Below are 17,973 nucleotides of genomic sequence, written 5' to 3' on the forward strand. Positions count from 1 at the left end.
TAAATGGAATATACTGAAATTATGGTTCGTTACGGCGAGCTATCAACAAAGGGTAAGAATCGGAAGAGTTTTATCGACCGCCTACATGGTAACGTCGCTAAAGTTCTCAAGAATTACCCAGATCTTAGAATGAAACCACATCGCGATCGTTTACACATTCAATTAAACGGAACTGACGCTAAGCCTGTAATGGAAAAGTTAAAGAATGTCTTCGGAATTCAAACTTTCTCACTCAGTGTTAAAGTGTCACGCAATTTTGAAGATGTGAAGAAAAAAGCTGTTGAAATGATGCATGAGGCCTATAAGCCTGGCATGAGTTTCAAAGTTGGAACAAAACGTGCTGATCACACTTATGAACTTGATACTAATCAAATCAACTTACAATTAGGGGATGCCATTTGTGAAGCATTTCCTGGTATTGATGTTGAAATGAAGAAACCGGATATTAAAATTTCTGTTGAAGTAAGACAAGATGGAATTTATTTATCTTATTTGACTATCAAAGGTGCCGGTGGTTTGCCTGTCGGTACAGCTGGAAAAGCTATGTTAATGTTATCTGGCGGAATCGATTCACCCGTTGCTGGTTACTTAGCCATGAAGCGTGGTGTTGACATAGAGATGGTTCACTTCTTTAGCCCACCATATACTTCTGAGCAAGCCTTGAACAAAGCCAAAGAATTAACTTCTAAATTGACTGCTTTTGGCGGTAATATCAAATTTATTGAAGTTCCTTTTGCTGAAATTCAAGAAACAATCAAAGCCGGTGTTCCTGAAGGTTACTTGATGACAATTCAACGTCGTTTCATGTTGAGATTGACTGATTTGATCCGTGAAAAGGAAAATGGATTGGCAATCTTTAACGGTGAGGCTGTTGGTCAAGTCGCTTCTCAAACCTTAGAGAGCATGGCAGCTATCAATGATGTAACAACAACACCAATCTTACGTCCAGTAGCAACGATGGATAAAACAGAGATCATTCGTTTGGCTGAAAAAATCGATACATTCAATTTGTCGATTCAACCATTCGAAGATTGCTGTACCGTCTTTGCACCACCAGCACCAAAGACACGTCCCAATATCGAAAAAACTCGTAAATTTGAAAGTTCACTCGATATTGACGGTTTGATCCAACGCGCTATGGATGGAATCAAGATTACGACCATCGAACATGGTGATAAATTTATGGAAAGTGATCAAGAAAACATCAATAGTTTGCTATAAAAATTAATTGACGTTTCACAAAGAATGATTTATTATCAAAATATCAGCTTTGATCAGGAGGGTTGATTAGTTAGATTTCAGAGAAGGCATGTGGTTGCGAATTGCCGAATCAAGCTAATCAATTGTTACCTGTGAGCTATCTAAATGATCGGGCCACCGTTATCTGTTGAGTGAAGAGTCTATTTGACTCTTAATTTAGGTGGTACCGCGAGTCTTCGTCCTATTGGATGAAGGCTCTTTTTTGTATAGTAAGTTTTTTGGGGTTCTTTTTTTAGTTAAGACCGTACTGGTTAGGGATAACTACCTTATGACTTTTTAGATTTTTCGTTTTAGTTCTATATAGTGAGAATTGAAACAAACTGCATCACTTGTCTTCTTACTTATTGAAATAAGTATAGGAGATGTTATCTAGTCTGGAGCACAAGCCCTGTGATGACTTAGCCGCCAAATTATCCTTAGTGCTTTAGCACTTAGGATAAGGCCAAGCTTTGAGATTTTTCCGGGTTTGAAAAAGCTCAAAGTTGTGCCGGCAGCGTTCCAGCTCATCACAGGGCTTGTGCGGAAGACGGAACCTTACACTAACCAAAATAAAGAATCTATAAATACATACATACTTTTTAATTAATATAATCAAACACGGAGGAATCAACATGAGAGAAATTGATATGGATACAAAATACAATCCTCAAGAAGTTGAAGCCGGTCGTTACCAAACTTGGTTAGACGATGATGACTTTAAACCTTCTGGAGACAAGAAAGCTAAACCTTATTCAATCGTTATCCCACCACCAAATGTTACTGGTAAATTACACTTAGGACATGCTTGGGATACAACGATTCAAGATACTTTGATCCGTTATAAGAGAATGCAAGGTTACGATACGCTATATCTTCCTGGAATGGATCATGCTGGTATCGCTACTCAAGCTAAAGTTGAAGCAAAATTACGTGAACAAGGTGTAACTCGTTATGATCTTGGCCGTGAAAAATTTGTTCAAGAAGTTTGGAATTGGAAAGATGAATTTGCTAAGATCATCAAATCTCAATGGGGTAAATTAGGTTTATCACTTGATTACTCACGTGAACGTTTCACACTTGATGAAGGTTTATCTAAAGCTGTTCGTAAAGTCTTCGTTAAATTGTATAACGAAGGTTTGATCTACCGTGGCGAATACATCATCAACTGGGACCCACAACTACAAACTGCTTTGTCAGATATCGAAGTTATTCACCAAGACGATCAAGGTGCTTTTTACCACGTTAAGTATCCATTCGCTGATGGTTCAGGATTCATTGAAATAGCTACAACTCGTCCAGAAACAATGTTTGGTGACGTTGCCGTTGCCGTTGCACCAGATGATGAACGCTACAAGGATATTGTTGGAAAAGAAGTAGTCGTTCCATTAGTTGACCGCAAAATTCCAATCATCACGGACCATTACGTTGATAAGTCATTTGGTACTGGTATGGTTAAGATCACACCAGCCCATGACCCTAACGACTTTGCTGTTGGAAACCGTCATGACCTCAAACGGATCAACACAATGAATGCTGATGGAACAATGAACGAAAATGCTGGTAAATATAACGGCATGGATCGTTTTGATGCACGTAAGGCAATCGTAAAAGACTTACAAGATCAAGGTTACATGATCAATATCGAACCATATGTTCACAGTGTTGGACATTCAGAACGTTCCGGTGTTCAAGTTGAACCAAGATTATCAACACAATGGTTTGTTAAGATGAAGCCACTTGCTGAAATGGCTTTGAAGAATCAACAAGGCGACAACAAGGTAAACTTTGTTCCCGATAGATTCGAAGATACATTCACGCAATGGATGGATAACGTCCATGACTGGGTTATTTCAAGACAATTGTGGTGGGGACATCAAATTCCTGCTTGGTATAACAAGAAGACTGGCGAAACTTACGTTGGTGAAGAAGCTCCTAAAGATATTGAAAACTGGGATCAAGAATCCGATGTATTGGATACATGGTTCTCAAGTGCCTTGTGGCCATTTTCAACTATGGGCTGGCCTGATACTGACTCAGAAGACTTCAAGCGTTACTTCCCAACTAATACTTTAGTTACTGGTTACGATATTATCTTCTTCTGGGTTTCTCGAATGATTTTCCAAAGTTTGAAATTTACTGGTAAAAAACCTTTCGACCACGTAGTTATTCACGGTTTGATTCGTGATGAACAAGGCCGTAAGATGAGTAAGTCCTTAGGTAACGGAATTGATCCAATGGATGTTATCAAGAAGTACGGTGCTGATGCACTTCGTTGGTTCTTACTAAATGGTTCAACTCCAGGACAAGATACTAGATTTAGCTATGACAAGATGGATTCAGCTTGGAACTTCATCAATAAGATTTGGAACGCATCACGTTACGTTATCATGAACTTGGACGATGATACTCCAGCTATGGATGACCTTTCTAAAGTAACTAGTTATGACTTATCAGATAAGTGGATTTTGGCTAAGTTGAATCAAACTGTTAAAGAAGTTAACCGTTTAATGGATAACTTTGAGTTTGGTGAAGTTGGCCGTAATCTTTACAACTTTATTTGGAACGATTTCTGTGATTGGTATATTGAAATGAGTAAGGCAACTTTGACAGGGGATGACGAAGCTGCTAAGAAGCAAAAGAAGATGCTTTTAACTTATGTTCTCGATCAAACACTACGTTTGATGCACCCAATCATGCCATTCGTAACTGAAAAGATTTGGTTAACAATGCCTCATAATGGTAAGACAATTATGCATGCTAAGTATCCTGAATATCAAAAAGACTTAGACAACGCTGAGGCTATGGATCAAATGGATGTTTTGATCGACTTGATCAAGTCACTCAGAAAGATCCGTTTGGAAGCTAATGCACCAATGTCTAAAGCTGTCGATATTTTAATCAAGCCTCAAGATGAAAAAGTTAAAGATGTTATCTTGAATAACAAAGAATACATCGACCGCTTCATGCATCCAAAGGACTTGCAAGTAGATACTAATATCAAGGCACCAGCTCTTGCGATGACTTCAGTTACAAATGGGGCTGAATTGTACGTTCCACTAGCAGAACTGATTAACATTGATGATGAAATTGCTCGTCAAAATGAAGAAAGTCAAAAACTAGATAAAGAAATTGAACGTATCAATAAGAAATTATCTAATAAAAACTTTGTGGCTAAAGCACCAGAGAAGGTCGTTAATGAGCAAAAAGAAAAATTAGCTGATTATCAATCACGTCAAGCAAAAGTTGAACAAAGAATTCAACAATTGAAGGATAATAAGTAAAAAATGAGTATATAATATTGGGGTTGGCAGATGTCCAGCCCCTTTTCTTTAATAAAAAATGGAGATTTTCGAATTGTTAAATACTTATCAAGAAGCAGTCGCTTATATTCATGGATTGCCAAAATTTCATCGTACTAATAATCTAGATAACATAAAAAAAGCTTTGCACAAATTAGGTGATCCGCAAAATAGTTACGAAACGATTCACGTAACAGGAACAAATGGTAAGGGGACAACTAGTAACTTCTTGGCCAATTTGTTCGAAGCGGATGGTAAAAGAGTCGGATTGTTCATTTCACCTTATGTCAAAGTTTTTAATGAGCGAATTCAGATCAATCATCAAAATATTCCCGATGATGATCTATTGAAGACGGTCAATTATCTAATTACTAAAATTGGTGAAATTTCTTTGGCAGAGTTCGAGTTTGTCACGATTTTAGGATATTATTACTTTCGTGATCGTGTCGACATTGCAGTGATCGAAGCAGGTATCGGTGCTAGACATGATAAAACTAATGTCATCACGCCCCAAGTTTCTGTTATTACTTCAATCGATTTGGATCATGAAAAGCTAATTGGACCGACGTTACGTGATATTGCCTTTGAAAAAGCTGGTATCATTAAGCCTCAAAAGCCAATAGTCACCGGATCTTTACAAGCTTCTGTCAGTGACATCATTGAAGACACCGCAGCTAAAAATAAAAGCTCGTTATTAAGATTTGGTCAGAATTTTGGCATCAAAAAAATAATTATAAAAAATTTGAAAATATCATTTACATATTATGACGATAAGGTAACAATTGAAGATATACATTGTGATGGTTTTGAAAAGACAACTGCGATGAATGCTGCAATTGCAATCCAAGCTTTTATTCAATATAAAATAACTCATAATCAAACAATAGATTCTGAATTAATTAAAGCTAGTCTTGATAGGAATCATCTGTTAGGACGAGCACAAATAGTTCAAAAACAGCCTTTGATTATGATGGATGGAGCACATAATATTTCAGCAGTTTACAATTTAATAAATTCTTTGAATACAATTTATGAAAATAAAGATATAATTGTTTTGTATGCTGGAATGAAGGATAAAGATCGTAATGATATTTTGGATGAATTGACACCCAAAGTAAAACATGTTTACGTTACAACTCTTGATATGCAGCGTTCAGCCGACATGAGTGATTATGATTTAACAAATTACAGTAATGTCACTTTTGTTGAAAATTACCATCAAGAATTACAGAAAATAATTGCTAGTTTATCTGATCGACAAATGTTATTGATCACCGGTTCTTTTTATTTGATTTCAGATCTAGAGAATTATTTTGCGTAATTTTAATGTATGATGATAAATTTAAGAGAAAAGATTTTACTACATGGTGCTAGCACGTTAAAAAATGAAGAATTGTTGGCCGTTATAATAGGTAATGGGACGAAGAAAAACAATGTCTTGGATTTAGCCAGAAAAATTGTTATTGATTCGGGTAGTTTAAATTTGAATTTAGAACAGCTTATGGCTTTTAATGGTATTGGAGTAGCTCAGGCATGCAAAATTTTAGCGGCACTTGAGTTGGGTACTAGAAAAGTCGAGTCTGACACAATTTCTAAGAGTGTTGTTTCAATCGACGATGTTGGCAAACACTTAATAAATAAAATAGGTAACGCTCCACAGGAAAAATTAATTGCTGTTTACTTGAATAATAGCTATCACTTAATTGATGAGAAGGTTATTTTTATGGGAACAGTCGATCAGGCAACAGTGCATCCTCGAGATGTTTTGCGTGAAGCCTTAAAGATTTCAGCAACGCAAATCGTGATTGCTCATAATCATCCTAATGGTTCTTTGATGTTTTCCCAAAATGATTGTGAATTCAGCCAAAGACTGAAAAAAGGCTGTTCGTTAGTGGGAATTAATTTGATAGATCATTTGATCATTACCAAAAAATCCTACTCAAGTCTAAAGAGTTTAAATTTAATTTAGGATATGATTTCGTCATACTTTAAATCAGTATTTTGTATGATATAATTTTGATTAGCGTAAAATGTGGTGTGTACTTTAAAGGAGAGAAATAAATTGTTTGGTATTGGATCAAAGAAGCTCGGCATAGATTTAGGAACGGCAAATACTTTAGTTTATGCTGAAGGCAAAGGTATCGTGTTGAACGAACCTTCAGTTGTCGCAAAAAATAATAATACAGGAGAGATAGTTGCAGTTGGATCAGATGCACGTGAAATGATTGGACGTACACCTGGCAGTATCTCAGCTATTCGTCCAATGCGTGATGGTGTAATTGCTGATTATGACACAACAGCAGCTATGATGAAGTATTTCATTGAAAAGACTGCTAATAACTCCAAGCCATCCGTTATGGTTTGTGTACCAAGTGGTGTTACAGAAGTTGAAAAGAGAGCTGTTATCGAAGCTACTCAACACGCTGGAGCACGTGAAGCATATGTGATCGAAGAACCATTTGCTGCAGCTATCGGTGCAGGACTTCCAGTTATGGATCCAACAGGTAATATGGTTGTTGATATTGGTGGTGGTACAACTGATGTTGCTACAATTTCATTAGGTGGTATCGTTTCATCACGTTCAATCCGTGTTGCGGGTGATAAGTTCGATGAGTCAATTTCAGCTTATATCAAGTCAAACTTCAACTTGCAAATTGGTGAAAGAACCGCAGAAGATGTTAAGATTCAAATTGGTTCTGCATCAATTGAAAAAGCTAAAGAAATTGATTCAATGCAAATTCGTGGTCGTGATTTAGTTACTGGATTGCCTAAGACAGTTCAACTAACTGGCGTAGATATTGCGACTGCTATTCATGAAAATGTCGAAGAGATCATTGAAACAATCAAGGAAACTCTTGAAGAAACATCTCCTGAAATTGCTGCCGACGTTATCGATCATGGTATCGTTCTAACTGGTGGTGGAGCATTATTGCATCACTTACCAGAAGTTATTTCAGAAGCAACTGGAGTCCCTGTATTCATTGCTCAAGACCCACTAGATTGTGTGGCCATCGGTACTGGAGAATCACTTAAAAATATCGATGTAATGCGTCGCCAAAAATAAGCGGGTTAATCCCGTTTTTTTTATTTGATCTACTAGGAGGAAGCAATGCAAAAATTTTTTTCAAATAAAAAATTAATTATTTTAATGATACTTATTATTGTGACTTTCGGCTTATTGGCGATCACTGTAAATATTCGTGATAAAAAGAGTACGCCGCCAGTAGTTCAGCAAGTCGGTAATGATGTCGTCAGTGTAGTAGGAGGAGTTTTTGCTTATCCAACTAATGCTGTAAAAAATGCTACCTCAGAATTCTCTGATTTATATAACACTTATTCTGAAAACAAGCGTTTGAAAAAAAGAATCGGTGAACTTGCTCAAAATCAGGCTAAACTAGAAGTAGTTCAAGATGAAAATAAGAAATTGAAACAAGAATTGAAGCTAAATGGTACTTTAACTGATTATAGTACAGTCAATGCTTCTGTTTTGTCACGATCACCAAGTAGTTGGCAAAATTATTTGACGATCAATCGCGGAACAACCAGTGGTATCAAAAAGAACATGCCGGTTATGTCTGGTAAAGGATTGATTGGTCGAATCGTTGAAGCTGATAAAATCAGTTCTAAAGTTGAATTGATTTCAACTAACAATGAATTAAACGACAAATTCGCTGCAGAAATTATCGGTAATAATAAGAACATTACTGGTGTCGTTAGTCGTTATGATAGTGATACTGGTGATTTAGTTATGGAAAACGTAAATTCCACAAAGAATATTAAAAAAGGCCAAAGTGTTATTACCTCTGGATTAGGTGGTTTAACGCCACGTGGATTGTACATTGGTAAAGTTTATGGTATTAAAAAAGATAATTACGGGATGACAAATTCAGTTTACATTACACCAGCAGCTGAATTGAGAGACTTCACAGTTGTGACGGTTATCAAGTCTTCTGTACATGGTGAAGAGTAATGACAATAAAAAATCGGAAGATTTTTGGACAAATATTATTCATTTTAATAGCATTTTACTTAGACGGTTTGATGAAATGGGCCTTTTTGAATAATATGAATCGTGGAACAGTTATAATTTTGCCGCAATTAATGTTGATGACAATTGTTATGTTGACGATGAGAATTGAAAATCGTCGGCAATTGATCATTTATGGTGTAGTATTTGGCGTGATTTACGACTCTTACTACTATGGAATTATTGGATTGTACACAGTCTTATTGCCACTATTGATGGTGGGAATCGATCACTTCAGATTTCTTTTGATCAAAAATAATATGGGGTATGATTTATCCATTTATTTTTTGGCTTTGACTTTTCTACAATCTGGTATTTATTTGTTAGAAAGATTATTGCAACAAACTAGTACAGACGCATTAGATTTCATCACTTTCACTTTGGGGCCAACTTTACTTTGGAATATTTTAGTATTCTTTCTCTTATATATTCCGTTGTCTAAGTTGTCTGAATGGTTGGTGAAATATCGGAGGGATAAGTAAATGAGTGACATCATTTTAAAAGGTGGTAAAGATGGTTTTTCAGTCATATTTAGTGATTTAGCCAACTATGACTCGGCGTTTAAAGAGTTAAAGGATTTGATCATGCAACAAAACGTTAAGTCAACCAACGAAAATGATGATGTTATTTCTTTTACGATAAAAACTGGAAATCGCTTATTGACCAGCGAGCAAAAACAAAAGATAATAGAATTTTTTGAAAAATATCCACAATTGGAACTCAAAGATATTGAATCAGATGTCGAATCAAAAGATGTTGTTGCCGAGATTTTAGATAAAAATAAAACTAATGTTGAATCAGGTATTGTTCGAAGCGGTCAAAAACTTGAATACAATGGTGATTTGATTTTTCTAGGGACTTTACATCGTGATGCTCAGATTTGTGCAACAGGTTCGATTTACGTTTTAGGTCAAGTTGATGGCGTGATTCAAGCTGGTTATCCCAATAATACGAATGCAATTATCTTTGGTAATCTCAAAGATGTTGATCAGATCAGAATTGCCGATGTTGTTGAGATCGTGACTGATGATAATAAGGCTGATTTTGACAATGGTAAGTTTGCTTTTATTGATGACTTACATGCTATCAGCGTGGATGATTTACAAAATTACAAAGATAGAATGAACGATTTAAGAAAAAGGACAGGTTAACTATGGGGATATCAATAGTTGTAACTTCAGGTAAGGGTGGTGTAGGTAAAACTACTACTACTGCTAATGTAAGTACTGTCTTGGCAAGTCTAGGTAAAAAAGTTTGTATGGTTGATTTAGATATTGGTTTGCGTAACTTGGATGCGGTCATGGGATTAACTAATCGGGTCGTTTACGATATTGTTGATGTCGCACAGCATCGGGTGGTTGTTTCTCAAGCTTTGGTCAGAGATCCTAGATTTGAAGACAATTTGTATTTATTAGCGGCTTCACAATTTGCTGATAAATATGTCTTGGATAAGGATTCTTTAGCAATGATCGTGAATGAATTGAAACAGCGGTTTGATTTCGTGATGATCGATTGTCCAGCTGGAATTGAATATGGTTTTCAAAATGCCGTATCTTCAGCTGATGGGGCCTTAGTCGTTACTAATCCAGAAGTCGCTTCAGTTAGTGATGCGGATCGAGTAGTTGGTATTTTAGAAAACATGAATATGCCAATTACACCACATTTAATCATTAACCGAATCCGCAAGAATATGATTAATAATGGGACCTCAATGCGAATTGATGACATCGTTAATCATTTAGGAATTCCACTATTGGGCATCGTGATCGATGAAGATCGGGTGATTTCCGCGTCAAATGCCGGGCAGACGGTTGCTTTTGACCGGGATAGTGATGCAGGTCACAGTTATCAAAATATTGCTCGCCGAATGCTAGGTGAAAATATTCCGTTAGATTTATCAAGTCAGACAAAAAAAATCGGTTTTTGGGGCCGAGTTTTTGGAAAAAAATAGAACCTATGGTAGAATTTACTTGAATTAAATAAAGTCAACACAGGGGGAGCCAGTGGCTGAGAGTGAACGAATTGTTCAGACCCTTTAAACCTGTTATGTTAATGCATGCGTAGGGATAGTGTTGTTCAAGCAAATGCTCGAACTCTCTTGTGATGGCTAAAATCAGAAGGGAGTTTTTTTGTATGATCAATAAGGTTAGTAGCCAAGATGGCTTGGTGGTTTTAACTGAGGGTGCTATTATAGCAGCCTTGGCAATGGGATTATCATATATCCCTCATTCAACGGGGATTTCTTCAATTCAAGTGGCTTATGGATTGATTCCAATGTCTGTTTATTCATTGAGACGAGGTTTAAAGGCTGGTTTACTAGCTGGACTTGCTTGGGGATTGTTGGATATGTTCTTGCGTGGACTTGGTGGCGGAGTTTTAAATCCATTACAAGGTTTTGTCGAATATCCTTTGGCTTTTGGTGTTGTTGGATTAATCGGTTTGGGTAGCGTTAGTGTTCAACGTGCAGTTAGAAATGGCAAGAATGCTATCGGATTGATTATTTTTTATTCGGCAATTGGATTCTTCGCTAAGTACTTCTGCCACTTTTTAGCTGGTGGTATATATTGGGGGTCATATGCTCCAAAGGGTATGAATCCTTGGATCTATTCATTAGTTATTAACGGTGGTAGTTTTATTGCTAATATGATTATGCTAGTTGTTTTGGCATTTTTATTGAATCGTATTTTTAAACAATTAGTTATTCCAAGAAATTAAATAATAAAAAAGACGGGATTCGAAGATTCGAATCCCGTCTTTTTTGCGTTCTAGATAAAGCTCATAACTGAACCGAGAACTACACCGCCGATTGTGACAATAATCATTAACCATACAACTATTTGAATAATTTTAGTTAATGTACTTTTAGGCTTTTTTTCACTCAAAACTTCCACCACCTAATTAATATATAGTGAAATGTTACTTCACAAACTCGAAATATGCAATATTTGTAACTGCTTTCTTTTAAATTTTGGGAAAATCCCCCACTATGATAATTCTTTTAATACCAACACTTTACAAGTTTTTTGAAGACTTAGTACTGATTGTAAAATATCGTGTGGTTAATTGTGGTGATTTGTGGTAAATTAGGAAGTGTTAAAGAATTGAGGTGATTTCCATGTTCATGGGTGAATTTCATCACGCACTTGATAATAAGGGTAGAATTATCATTCCTGCCAAATTTAGAAAATTGCTTGGTGAAGAGTTTGTAATCACTCGTGGAATGGATGGTTGCCTATTTGGTTATCCGATGGAACAGTGGGATAAGTTGGAAGGTCAACTTGACAAATTACCATTGACGAAAAAGGATGCTAGGGCATTCACGAGATTCTTTTATTCTGCAGCAGCAGAAGTTGAATTTGATAAACAAGGGCGGATCAATTTGTCAGCTCCTTTAATCAAATTTGCTAAGTTAACAAAAAATTGTGTCATCGTAGGTGTTTCAGATCGCTTTGAGATTTGGGATGAACAACGATGGAACGACTTTAGCCAGGAGGCTGAAGATAATTTTGAAGAAATATCGGAGAAAATGACAGACTTTGACTTCTAATGAATATAAACATAAAACAGTACTTTTGAAGGAAACTATTGATGAAGTGAATCCACATGATGAAGGAGTCTATGTGGATGCAACTTTTGGGCGTGGAGGACACACAAAAGAGTTGTTGAGTCGGGTTCATCATAGTAAGCTTTATGTTTTTGATCGTGATGAGGCTGCTATTGAGGTCGGTGAAAGTATTCAAAAAAATGCCGAGATAATTGGTGATAATTCATTAACGTTAATACGTGATAATTTTGAGAATATGCAAGAACGTCTATTAGAACTTGGTGTAACTGAGGTTGATGGGATAGTTTATGATTTGGGAGTTTCCTCGCCACAATTTGACGATGCTGTACGCGGTTTTAGTTACAAAAAAGCAGCGCGTTTAGATATGAGGATGGATCAAAGACAAGATCTTGACGCGGAAAAAATTGTCAATGATTGGTCTTATAATGATTTAGTCAGTATTTTCTATAAATACAGTGATGAAAAATTCTCCAAACAAATAGCCAGAGCAATCGAAAGAACTCGTGCTGACCATCGAATCACTTCGACATTGGAATTAGCAGATATAATTAAAAATGCTATTCCAGCTGCCAAGAGAAGAACTGGTGGTCATCCTGCCAAACGTGTCTTTCAAGCTATTCGAATTGCTGTCAACGATGAATTAGGATCTCTTGAGAGATCTCTTGAACAAGCAATTCAACTACTTGCACCACACGGCAGAATCAGTGTTATAACTTTTCAATCCAAAGAAGACAGAATTGTAAAACATATATTTAAGAATAATTCACACGTTGATGTGCCAAGAGGGCTCCCTGTGATTCCGGATGATATTAAGCCGGTTTTGAAGCAGATCACTAGAAAACCAATCCTGCCTAATGATGAAGAATTATCTGAAAATAATCGAGCACATAGTGCAAAATTACGCGTTGTTGAAAAGATATAATGGAGAAATAATATGAGAGAAGAAAGTACAGCTAGAAATTTACAAGATTATCAAGCTGAGGCACAACCACAACAGGTTGAACAACCAGCTGTAAAAACTCATAGTGTCAGTTTGTCAAAATTTGAGACTTTTTCAATCGTTGGTCTCGCTCTTTTAACGTTGGCATTAATGGTTGCCGTTGTGAGTTTGAAAGTATCTATGACTTCTTCTCAAAATGAATTAGATAGTCTCACTACTCAAATATCAAAAACAAATACAAGTAACGTAAATTTAAAACAAGAAATTTCTGAGTTAAGTAGTTTTGATCGATTTTCTTCTTTCGCCAAAAAACATAATTTAAAAATGAGCGACAATAACGTAAGGAATATATCAAAATGAGTAAGTTCAGAAAATTATTAAAAAATAAGGCAAGACGCAATCATTATATAGTTGGTATATTAATTTTGATTGCGACTGCCTTTTCTTTTATCCTTTTTATTCAAAGATTTGCCTATATTGCAATTGAGAAACATTATGATGGTACCAACTTAGTTGAAAGGACACGAGCTCAGTACGTTAAAACATCGAAAATTAATGCTAAACGTGGTGATATTTTAGATGTCAATGGTGATATGATTGCTGGGGATTCAACGGTTTACAACATTGTTGCAATTTTGGATCATGATAGTAAAACAGCCAGTGGCAAACCGAGATATGTTGTCAATAAGGAAAAAACGGCACGTGAATTGAGTAAATATTTGGCCCTTTCACAAAAACAGATTTTGAAATATTTAAATCCTAGTAACAAAGGGCAATATCAAGTGGAAATGGGTCAGGCTGGACGTAATTTATCAATTGAAATCAAAAGAAAGATTGATGCGTTACATCTGCCAGGAATTACTTTTACAGCGCTTCCGTCACGGTCGTATCCTAATGGAGTTTTTGCGACCAATTTAGTGGGTATTACTAAAGCCGATAATGTTAACGATAAAAATAGTAATATCAGTGGTGTCATGGGAATTGAAAAATATTTCAATAAGATATTATCAGGGAAAAATGGTAAAAAAATTACTAAGGTCGATGGCAACGGTAATGAGTTACCAAATTCTCAGAAAAATGAAGTAGAATCAGCTGATGGAACTAATATTTATCTAACGTTAAATAGCAAGATACAACAGTATGCTGAAATCTTAGCTGAAGAAGCAGATGAGAAATATCAACCGGAAAATCTGCAAGTTATTGTGATGAATGCTAAGACGGGGGCAATTGAAGCGGCCACCCAAAGACCAACCTTTAATCCGACTACCGGTAAAGGCTTGTCCAATAGTTGGCGTGATACTTTAGTCGAGGATCAATATGAACCGGGTTCAGTCATGAAAATATTGACTCTTTCAGCTTCAATTGATTCTGGTAACTATGACCCTGATGAACTGTATCATTCTGGTTCCGTTGAAGTAGGCGGTCGAACGATCAGTGATTGGAATAATGCCGGCTGGGGTTATATTCCTTTATCTGAAGCTTTTCCAAGATCTTCTAATGTCGGAATGGTAAAACTCGAGGAGAAGATGGGTTCAAAAACTTGGATGAAATACATGCAACGGTTTAAAATTGGGACTAAGACTGGAATTGAGCTCCCTGGTGAAGTTGCTGGTGGTATTTCTTACAAGCATGTTAGTGACCAAGCAATGACTTCGTTTGGTCAAAGTGTCAACGTTAATGCGATTCAGATGTTACAAGCATTTTCTGCGATTGCAAACGACGGTGAGATGATTAAACCACAAATTATTCAAAAGACAGTTGATCCTGATACTGGTAAGACTATCAAGAATTTTAAACGTACAGTTGTGGGACAACCAATCAAGAAATCGACTGCTAAAAAAGTTCAAAAGGCAATGCGCCAAGTTGTGACGAAGAATTATGGTACTGGTATGGTTTATAACGTCCCTGGCGTTAAAGTTGGAGTTAAGACGGGTACAGCTCAGATTGCTTCACCAAATGGTGGTTACTTGACTGGCTCAAATAATTACATTTTCTCGGTCGCTGGGATGATTCCTTATGATGATCCTAACTACATCGTATATATTACTTTGAAGCAACCTCAAAAAATGACAGAATCTCCTGAAAAAATTCTGTCAGAAATTTTTAATCCACTCGTTAAGAGGTTAGTAAATCAAGGTAAGTCGCCAACTCGTGCTACTGAGGCAGGTAGTCAATATGTGAAGATTCCAAGTCTTTTGGATGAAACAACGACTGCGGCACAAAGTAAGATCAAGAGTTTGAATTTGCAATCCGGTGTTATTGGTACGGGTAACAAAGTTGTTCAGCAATTGCCATCAAGCGGTGAAAAAGTCATGCCGGGTCAAAGAATGGTCTTGTTAACTAACGGTGCAATGACAATGCCTGATCTTTCTGGTTGGTCCAAGAATGATGTCTTAAAGTTTGCTGAAATCACAGGTAAGTCGGTCAAAACCAAAGGTGATGGCTATGTTACGGAACAGTCAGTCAAGGCTGGTCAGGTGATAAATGGCAGTGGTAAAATTGTAGTTACATTGAAAAATAATTAATTAAGGGGATTTTCATGGAAACTAGTCATATTGTTTTCGATATATTGAGTTCGTTTCTAATCGTGGCAATTTTAATGCCATTCATGATTAGATATTTAATCAAACACAAGGAAGGCCAATCGATTCGTGATGAAGGACCGAAATGGCACGAAAAAAAATCGGGTACGCCAACTATGGGTGGACTCTTAGTGATTTTAGCTACTCTGATTACAAATATTTGGGTTGGAGCTTGGCAAGGTCAATTAACACATTCACTTTTAATAACAACTTTTGTAATTGTGTTGTATGGATGCATCGGTTTTATCGATGATTTCATCAAAGTTTTTAAAAAACGCAATTTGGGCTTGCGAGCCTATCAAAAAGCTTTATTACAAATAATTGTTGGCCTGATTTTTCTTTACGTCTACAACAATGATCAATTACCTATGAATTTTACGATTCCAGGGATTCTTTCGGTCAACTCGATAGTGATCTTCATCCTGTTCACATTATTCTGGTTGGTTGGTTTTTCAAATGCCACTAATTTGACAGATGGACTCGACGGTTTGTTAGGTGGTTTAGGAACGATATCTTATGCTACGTATGGAATTATTTCATTGAGTCAAAATCGTATTGATTTGGCAATTGTCTGTTTCTCAGTGGTAGGTGGTCTCTTGGCTTTCTTACTTTACAATCATAAACCTGCAAAGATTTTCATGGGTGATGTTGGTTCATTAGCCCTTGGAGCAGGTTTAGCTGCAATTTCGATTCTTTTGGGTCGTTATTGGTCATTATTGTTGATTGGTTTTGTTTATGTAGTGGAAACTACTAGTGTTATGCTGCAAGTCTTTTCATTCAAAGTTTTTCATCGTCGTATTTTCAAAATGACTCCGATTCATCATCATTTTGAGATGCTCGGCTGGACGGAATGGAAGATTGATATTGTCTTTTGGATCGTCGGTTTAATTTGTTCCGCAATTTATTTAATTTTATTCGTATAGGAAGTAATTGATAGCAATGAAAACGAAAAGTAATTATTCAAATAAAAAATTCTTAGTTCTAGGTTTAGCTAAAAGTGGTTATGCGGTGGCTAAACTTTTGAAAAAAATGGGTTCTGAAGTTACGGTAGTTGATTCTAACCCCTTAGAAAAAAATACCGAGGCTAAGGCCTTGATCGATGAAGGATTCAAAGTGATCACCGGTAGTAATGATAAAAGTTTGATCGATGACTCATATGATTACTTAGTTAAGAATCCCGGAATCTTTTACTCAAATGAATTAGTCCAAGCTGCTGAAAAATTGAATATTCCAGTTATTACTGAACCAGAGATTGCTTATAGTTTTTCTGATGCCACAATGGTTGCAGTTACAGGAACTAATGGTAAAACGACTGTGACAACATTGATTCAATTGATGTTGAAACATTCTCCTAAATTTAAAAATGCTTATTATGCTGGTAATATTGGTATTCCTATTTCAGATGTGATTCAAAAAGCTACTAAAGATGACGTTGTTGTGACTGAATTATCTAGTTTCCAACTTCAAGGAACAATCGATCTACATCCTCATGTTGCTGTTTTGAATAATATTTACTCAACCCATTTAGATTTTCATAAAACACGTGCTAATTATATTAAAGCCAAGATGCATATTACTAAGAATCAAACTAAGAATGATTACTTTGTTGTTAATTGGAATACGGAAGAGTGGCGTAATCTTGCTAGCGAATCCGCTGCCAAAATTTTGCCATTCTCAGATAATCAAGAATTAGATAATGGTGCTTTTGTAAAGGATGACATTATTTATTGCAATGGTGAAAAGATTATGAATGCTTCGGACATCAAAATCCCTGGCGAACATAACGTTCAAAACGCTTTAGCTGCTATCAGTGTTGCAAAACTATACGACGTAAGTAACGAAGATATTATCGAAGTCTTAGCTACTTTTACTGGTGTTAAGCATAGAATTCAATATGTTGATACTTTTGGTGGACATAAATTCTACAATGATTCCAAAGCAACTAATGTTGAAGCCACCATCGTTGCTTTGACAGCGTTTAAGACACCAATCACTCTAATTGCTGGTGGCCTTGATCGTGGAAACGGTTTTGACGAATTGATTCCTTCTCTGAAGGGTAAAGTTAATAACTTGGTCGTTTATGGTCAAACCGCTGATAAGGTGATTGAATCAGCTCAAAAGGCTGACGTCGGCAACATTGTTAAAGTAGATAATTTGAAACAAGCTGTACCTGAAGCTTATAAACAAAGTGATGCTGGAGATGTGATCTTACTTTCACCAGCTGCTGCTAGTTGGGATCAATTTAAGACTTTCGAACAACGTGGAGATCAATTCATTGATGAGGTTGAAACTCTAAAGGGAGAAGTTAAGTAATGAAAAAA

At 36.3% G+C, this 17,973-nt stretch carries 17 protein-coding genes and 1 riboswitch; of the genes, 16 read left to right on the plus strand and 1 reads right to left on the minus strand.

From position 1 onward, the window contains the following. Positions 1-3: 3 nt before the first annotated feature. The 10 genes from thiI to thiT all read left to right on the plus strand — a co-directional run bounded on the left by thiI (position 4) and on the right by thiT (position 11,280). Complete coding sequence (gene thiI / locus U8521_RS08160) at positions 4-1,221, plus strand: tRNA uracil 4-sulfurtransferase ThiI (RefSeq protein WP_334332679.1); 1,218 nt, start codon at positions 4-6, stop codon at positions 1,219-1,221. Between the two features lie 650 nt (positions 1,222-1,871). Further along, positions 1,872-4,520, plus strand: coding sequence for a valine--tRNA ligase (locus U8521_RS08165; RefSeq protein WP_334332678.1), 2,649 nt, complete (start codon positions 1,872-1,874; stop codon positions 4,518-4,520). A 73-nt stretch (positions 4,521-4,593) separates the two neighbouring features. After that, positions 4,594-5,859 (plus strand): bifunctional folylpolyglutamate synthase/dihydrofolate synthase, encoded by a 1,266-nt coding sequence (locus U8521_RS08170; protein ID WP_334352394.1) that lies wholly within the window; start codon positions 4,594-4,596, stop codon positions 5,857-5,859. Between the two features lie 9 nt (positions 5,860-5,868). After that, entirely contained in the window at positions 5,869-6,507 is a 639-nt protein-coding gene (gene radC, locus U8521_RS08175) for a RadC family protein (protein ID WP_334332676.1), read from the plus strand. A gap of 93 nt (positions 6,508-6,600) precedes the next feature. Next, positions 6,601-7,602, plus strand: coding sequence for a rod shape-determining protein (locus tag U8521_RS08180; RefSeq protein ID WP_334332675.1), 1,002 nt, complete (start codon positions 6,601-6,603; stop codon positions 7,600-7,602). Positions 7,603-7,647: 45 nt separating this feature from the next. Beyond that, positions 7,648-8,508, plus strand: coding sequence for a rod shape-determining protein MreC (mreC, locus tag U8521_RS08185; RefSeq protein WP_334332674.1), 861 nt, complete (start codon positions 7,648-7,650; stop codon positions 8,506-8,508). Further along, a complete protein-coding gene (gene mreD / locus U8521_RS08190) occupies positions 8,508-9,047 on the plus strand; it encodes a rod shape-determining protein MreD (RefSeq protein ID WP_334352395.1) in 540 nt (179 codons plus the stop codon). Before mreC ends, mreD begins: the two co-directional genes overlap by 1 nt. Beyond that, the gene (locus U8521_RS08195) at positions 9,048-9,716 is read left to right on the plus strand and encodes a septum site-determining protein MinC (RefSeq protein WP_334352396.1); all 669 of its coding nucleotides are present in this window, start codon (positions 9,048-9,050) and stop codon (positions 9,714-9,716) included. 2 nt (positions 9,717-9,718) lie between these two features. Next, entirely contained in the window at positions 9,719-10,516 is a 798-nt protein-coding gene (minD, locus tag U8521_RS08200; protein ID WP_334332671.1) for a septum site-determining protein MinD, read from the plus strand. 32 nt (positions 10,517-10,548) lie between these two features. Beyond that, positions 10,549-10,650: riboswitch (TPP riboswitch) on the plus strand. Positions 10,651-10,698: 48 nt separating this feature from the next. Beyond that, the gene (gene thiT, locus U8521_RS08205; protein WP_334332670.1) at positions 10,699-11,280 is read left to right on the plus strand and encodes an energy-coupled thiamine transporter ThiT; all 582 of its coding nucleotides are present in this window, start codon (positions 10,699-10,701) and stop codon (positions 11,278-11,280) included. A gap of 50 nt (positions 11,281-11,330) precedes the next feature. Here thiT and U8521_RS08210 read toward each other — a convergent pair whose 3' ends face one another. Next, the gene (locus U8521_RS08210; RefSeq protein ID WP_135370922.1) at positions 11,331-11,447 is read right to left on the minus strand and encodes a DUF4044 domain-containing protein; all 117 of its coding nucleotides are present in this window, start codon (positions 11,445-11,447) and stop codon (positions 11,331-11,333) included. A 233-nt stretch (positions 11,448-11,680) separates the two neighbouring features. On the opposite strand from U8521_RS08210, the gene mraZ reads away from it, so the two are divergent. From mraZ to murD, 6 genes are read left to right on the plus strand one after another with little or no spacing between them, the layout of a single operon-like run. After that, the gene (gene mraZ / locus U8521_RS08215) at positions 11,681-12,112 is read left to right on the plus strand and encodes a division/cell wall cluster transcriptional repressor MraZ (protein ID WP_334332669.1); all 432 of its coding nucleotides are present in this window, start codon (positions 11,681-11,683) and stop codon (positions 12,110-12,112) included. Beyond that, complete coding sequence (rsmH, locus tag U8521_RS08220; RefSeq protein WP_334332668.1) at positions 12,102-13,052, plus strand: 16S rRNA (cytosine(1402)-N(4))-methyltransferase RsmH; 951 nt, start codon at positions 12,102-12,104, stop codon at positions 13,050-13,052. Before mraZ ends, rsmH begins: the two co-directional genes overlap by 11 nt. 12 nt (positions 13,053-13,064) lie before the next feature. Continuing rightward, positions 13,065-13,430 (plus strand): cell division protein FtsL, encoded by a 366-nt coding sequence (gene ftsL, locus U8521_RS08225; protein ID WP_334332667.1) that lies wholly within the window; start codon positions 13,065-13,067, stop codon positions 13,428-13,430. Continuing rightward, the gene (locus U8521_RS08230; protein WP_442885973.1) at positions 13,421-15,595 is read left to right on the plus strand and encodes a penicillin-binding transpeptidase domain-containing protein; all 2,175 of its coding nucleotides are present in this window, start codon (positions 13,421-13,423) and stop codon (positions 15,593-15,595) included. Before ftsL ends, U8521_RS08230 begins: the two co-directional genes overlap by 10 nt. 14 nt (positions 15,596-15,609) lie before the next feature. Continuing rightward, entirely contained in the window at positions 15,610-16,575 is a 966-nt protein-coding gene (gene mraY, locus U8521_RS08235; protein WP_334352397.1) for a phospho-N-acetylmuramoyl-pentapeptide-transferase, read from the plus strand. 16 nt (positions 16,576-16,591) lie between these two features. After that, positions 16,592-17,965 (plus strand): UDP-N-acetylmuramoyl-L-alanine--D-glutamate ligase, encoded by a 1,374-nt coding sequence (gene murD, locus U8521_RS08240; protein WP_334352398.1) that lies wholly within the window; start codon positions 16,592-16,594, stop codon positions 17,963-17,965. Positions 17,966-17,973: the final 8 nt, after the last annotated feature.

The organism is Companilactobacillus miaonis (assembly GCF_036913615.1).
In the GTDB taxonomy this organism is placed as follows: domain Bacteria; phylum Bacillota; class Bacilli; order Lactobacillales; family Lactobacillaceae; genus Companilactobacillus.

Excerpts from the sequence above, each read along its gene's own strand:
- thiI (WP_334332679.1), top strand. The coding sequence starts at position 4 with ATGGAATATACTGAAATTATGGTTCGTTACGGCGAGCTATCAACAAAG.
- U8521_RS08165 (WP_334332678.1), top strand. The coding sequence starts at position 1,872 with ATGAGAGAAATTGATATGGATACAAAATACAATCCTCAAGAAGTTGAA.
- radC (WP_334332676.1), top strand. The coding sequence starts at position 5,869 with ATGATGATAAATTTAAGAGAAAAGATTTTACTACATGGTGCTAGCACG.
- mreC (WP_334332674.1), top strand. The coding sequence starts at position 7,648 with ATGCAAAAATTTTTTTCAAATAAAAAATTAATTATTTTAATGATACTT.
- mreD (WP_334352395.1), top strand. The coding sequence starts at position 8,508 with ATGACAATAAAAAATCGGAAGATTTTTGGACAAATATTATTCATTTTA.
- U8521_RS08195 (WP_334352396.1), top strand. The coding sequence starts at position 9,048 with ATGAGTGACATCATTTTAAAAGGTGGTAAAGATGGTTTTTCAGTCATA.
- minD (WP_334332671.1), top strand. The coding sequence starts at position 9,719 with ATGGGGATATCAATAGTTGTAACTTCAGGTAAGGGTGGTGTAGGTAAA.
- thiT (WP_334332670.1), top strand. The coding sequence starts at position 10,699 with ATGATCAATAAGGTTAGTAGCCAAGATGGCTTGGTGGTTTTAACTGAG.
- mraZ (WP_334332669.1), top strand. The coding sequence starts at position 11,681 with ATGTTCATGGGTGAATTTCATCACGCACTTGATAATAAGGGTAGAATT.
- ftsL (WP_334332667.1), top strand. The coding sequence starts at position 13,065 with ATGAGAGAAGAAAGTACAGCTAGAAATTTACAAGATTATCAAGCTGAG.
- mraY (WP_334352397.1), top strand. The coding sequence starts at position 15,610 with ATGGAAACTAGTCATATTGTTTTCGATATATTGAGTTCGTTTCTAATC.
- murD (WP_334352398.1), top strand. The coding sequence starts at position 16,592 with ATGAAAACGAAAAGTAATTATTCAAATAAAAAATTCTTAGTTCTAGGT.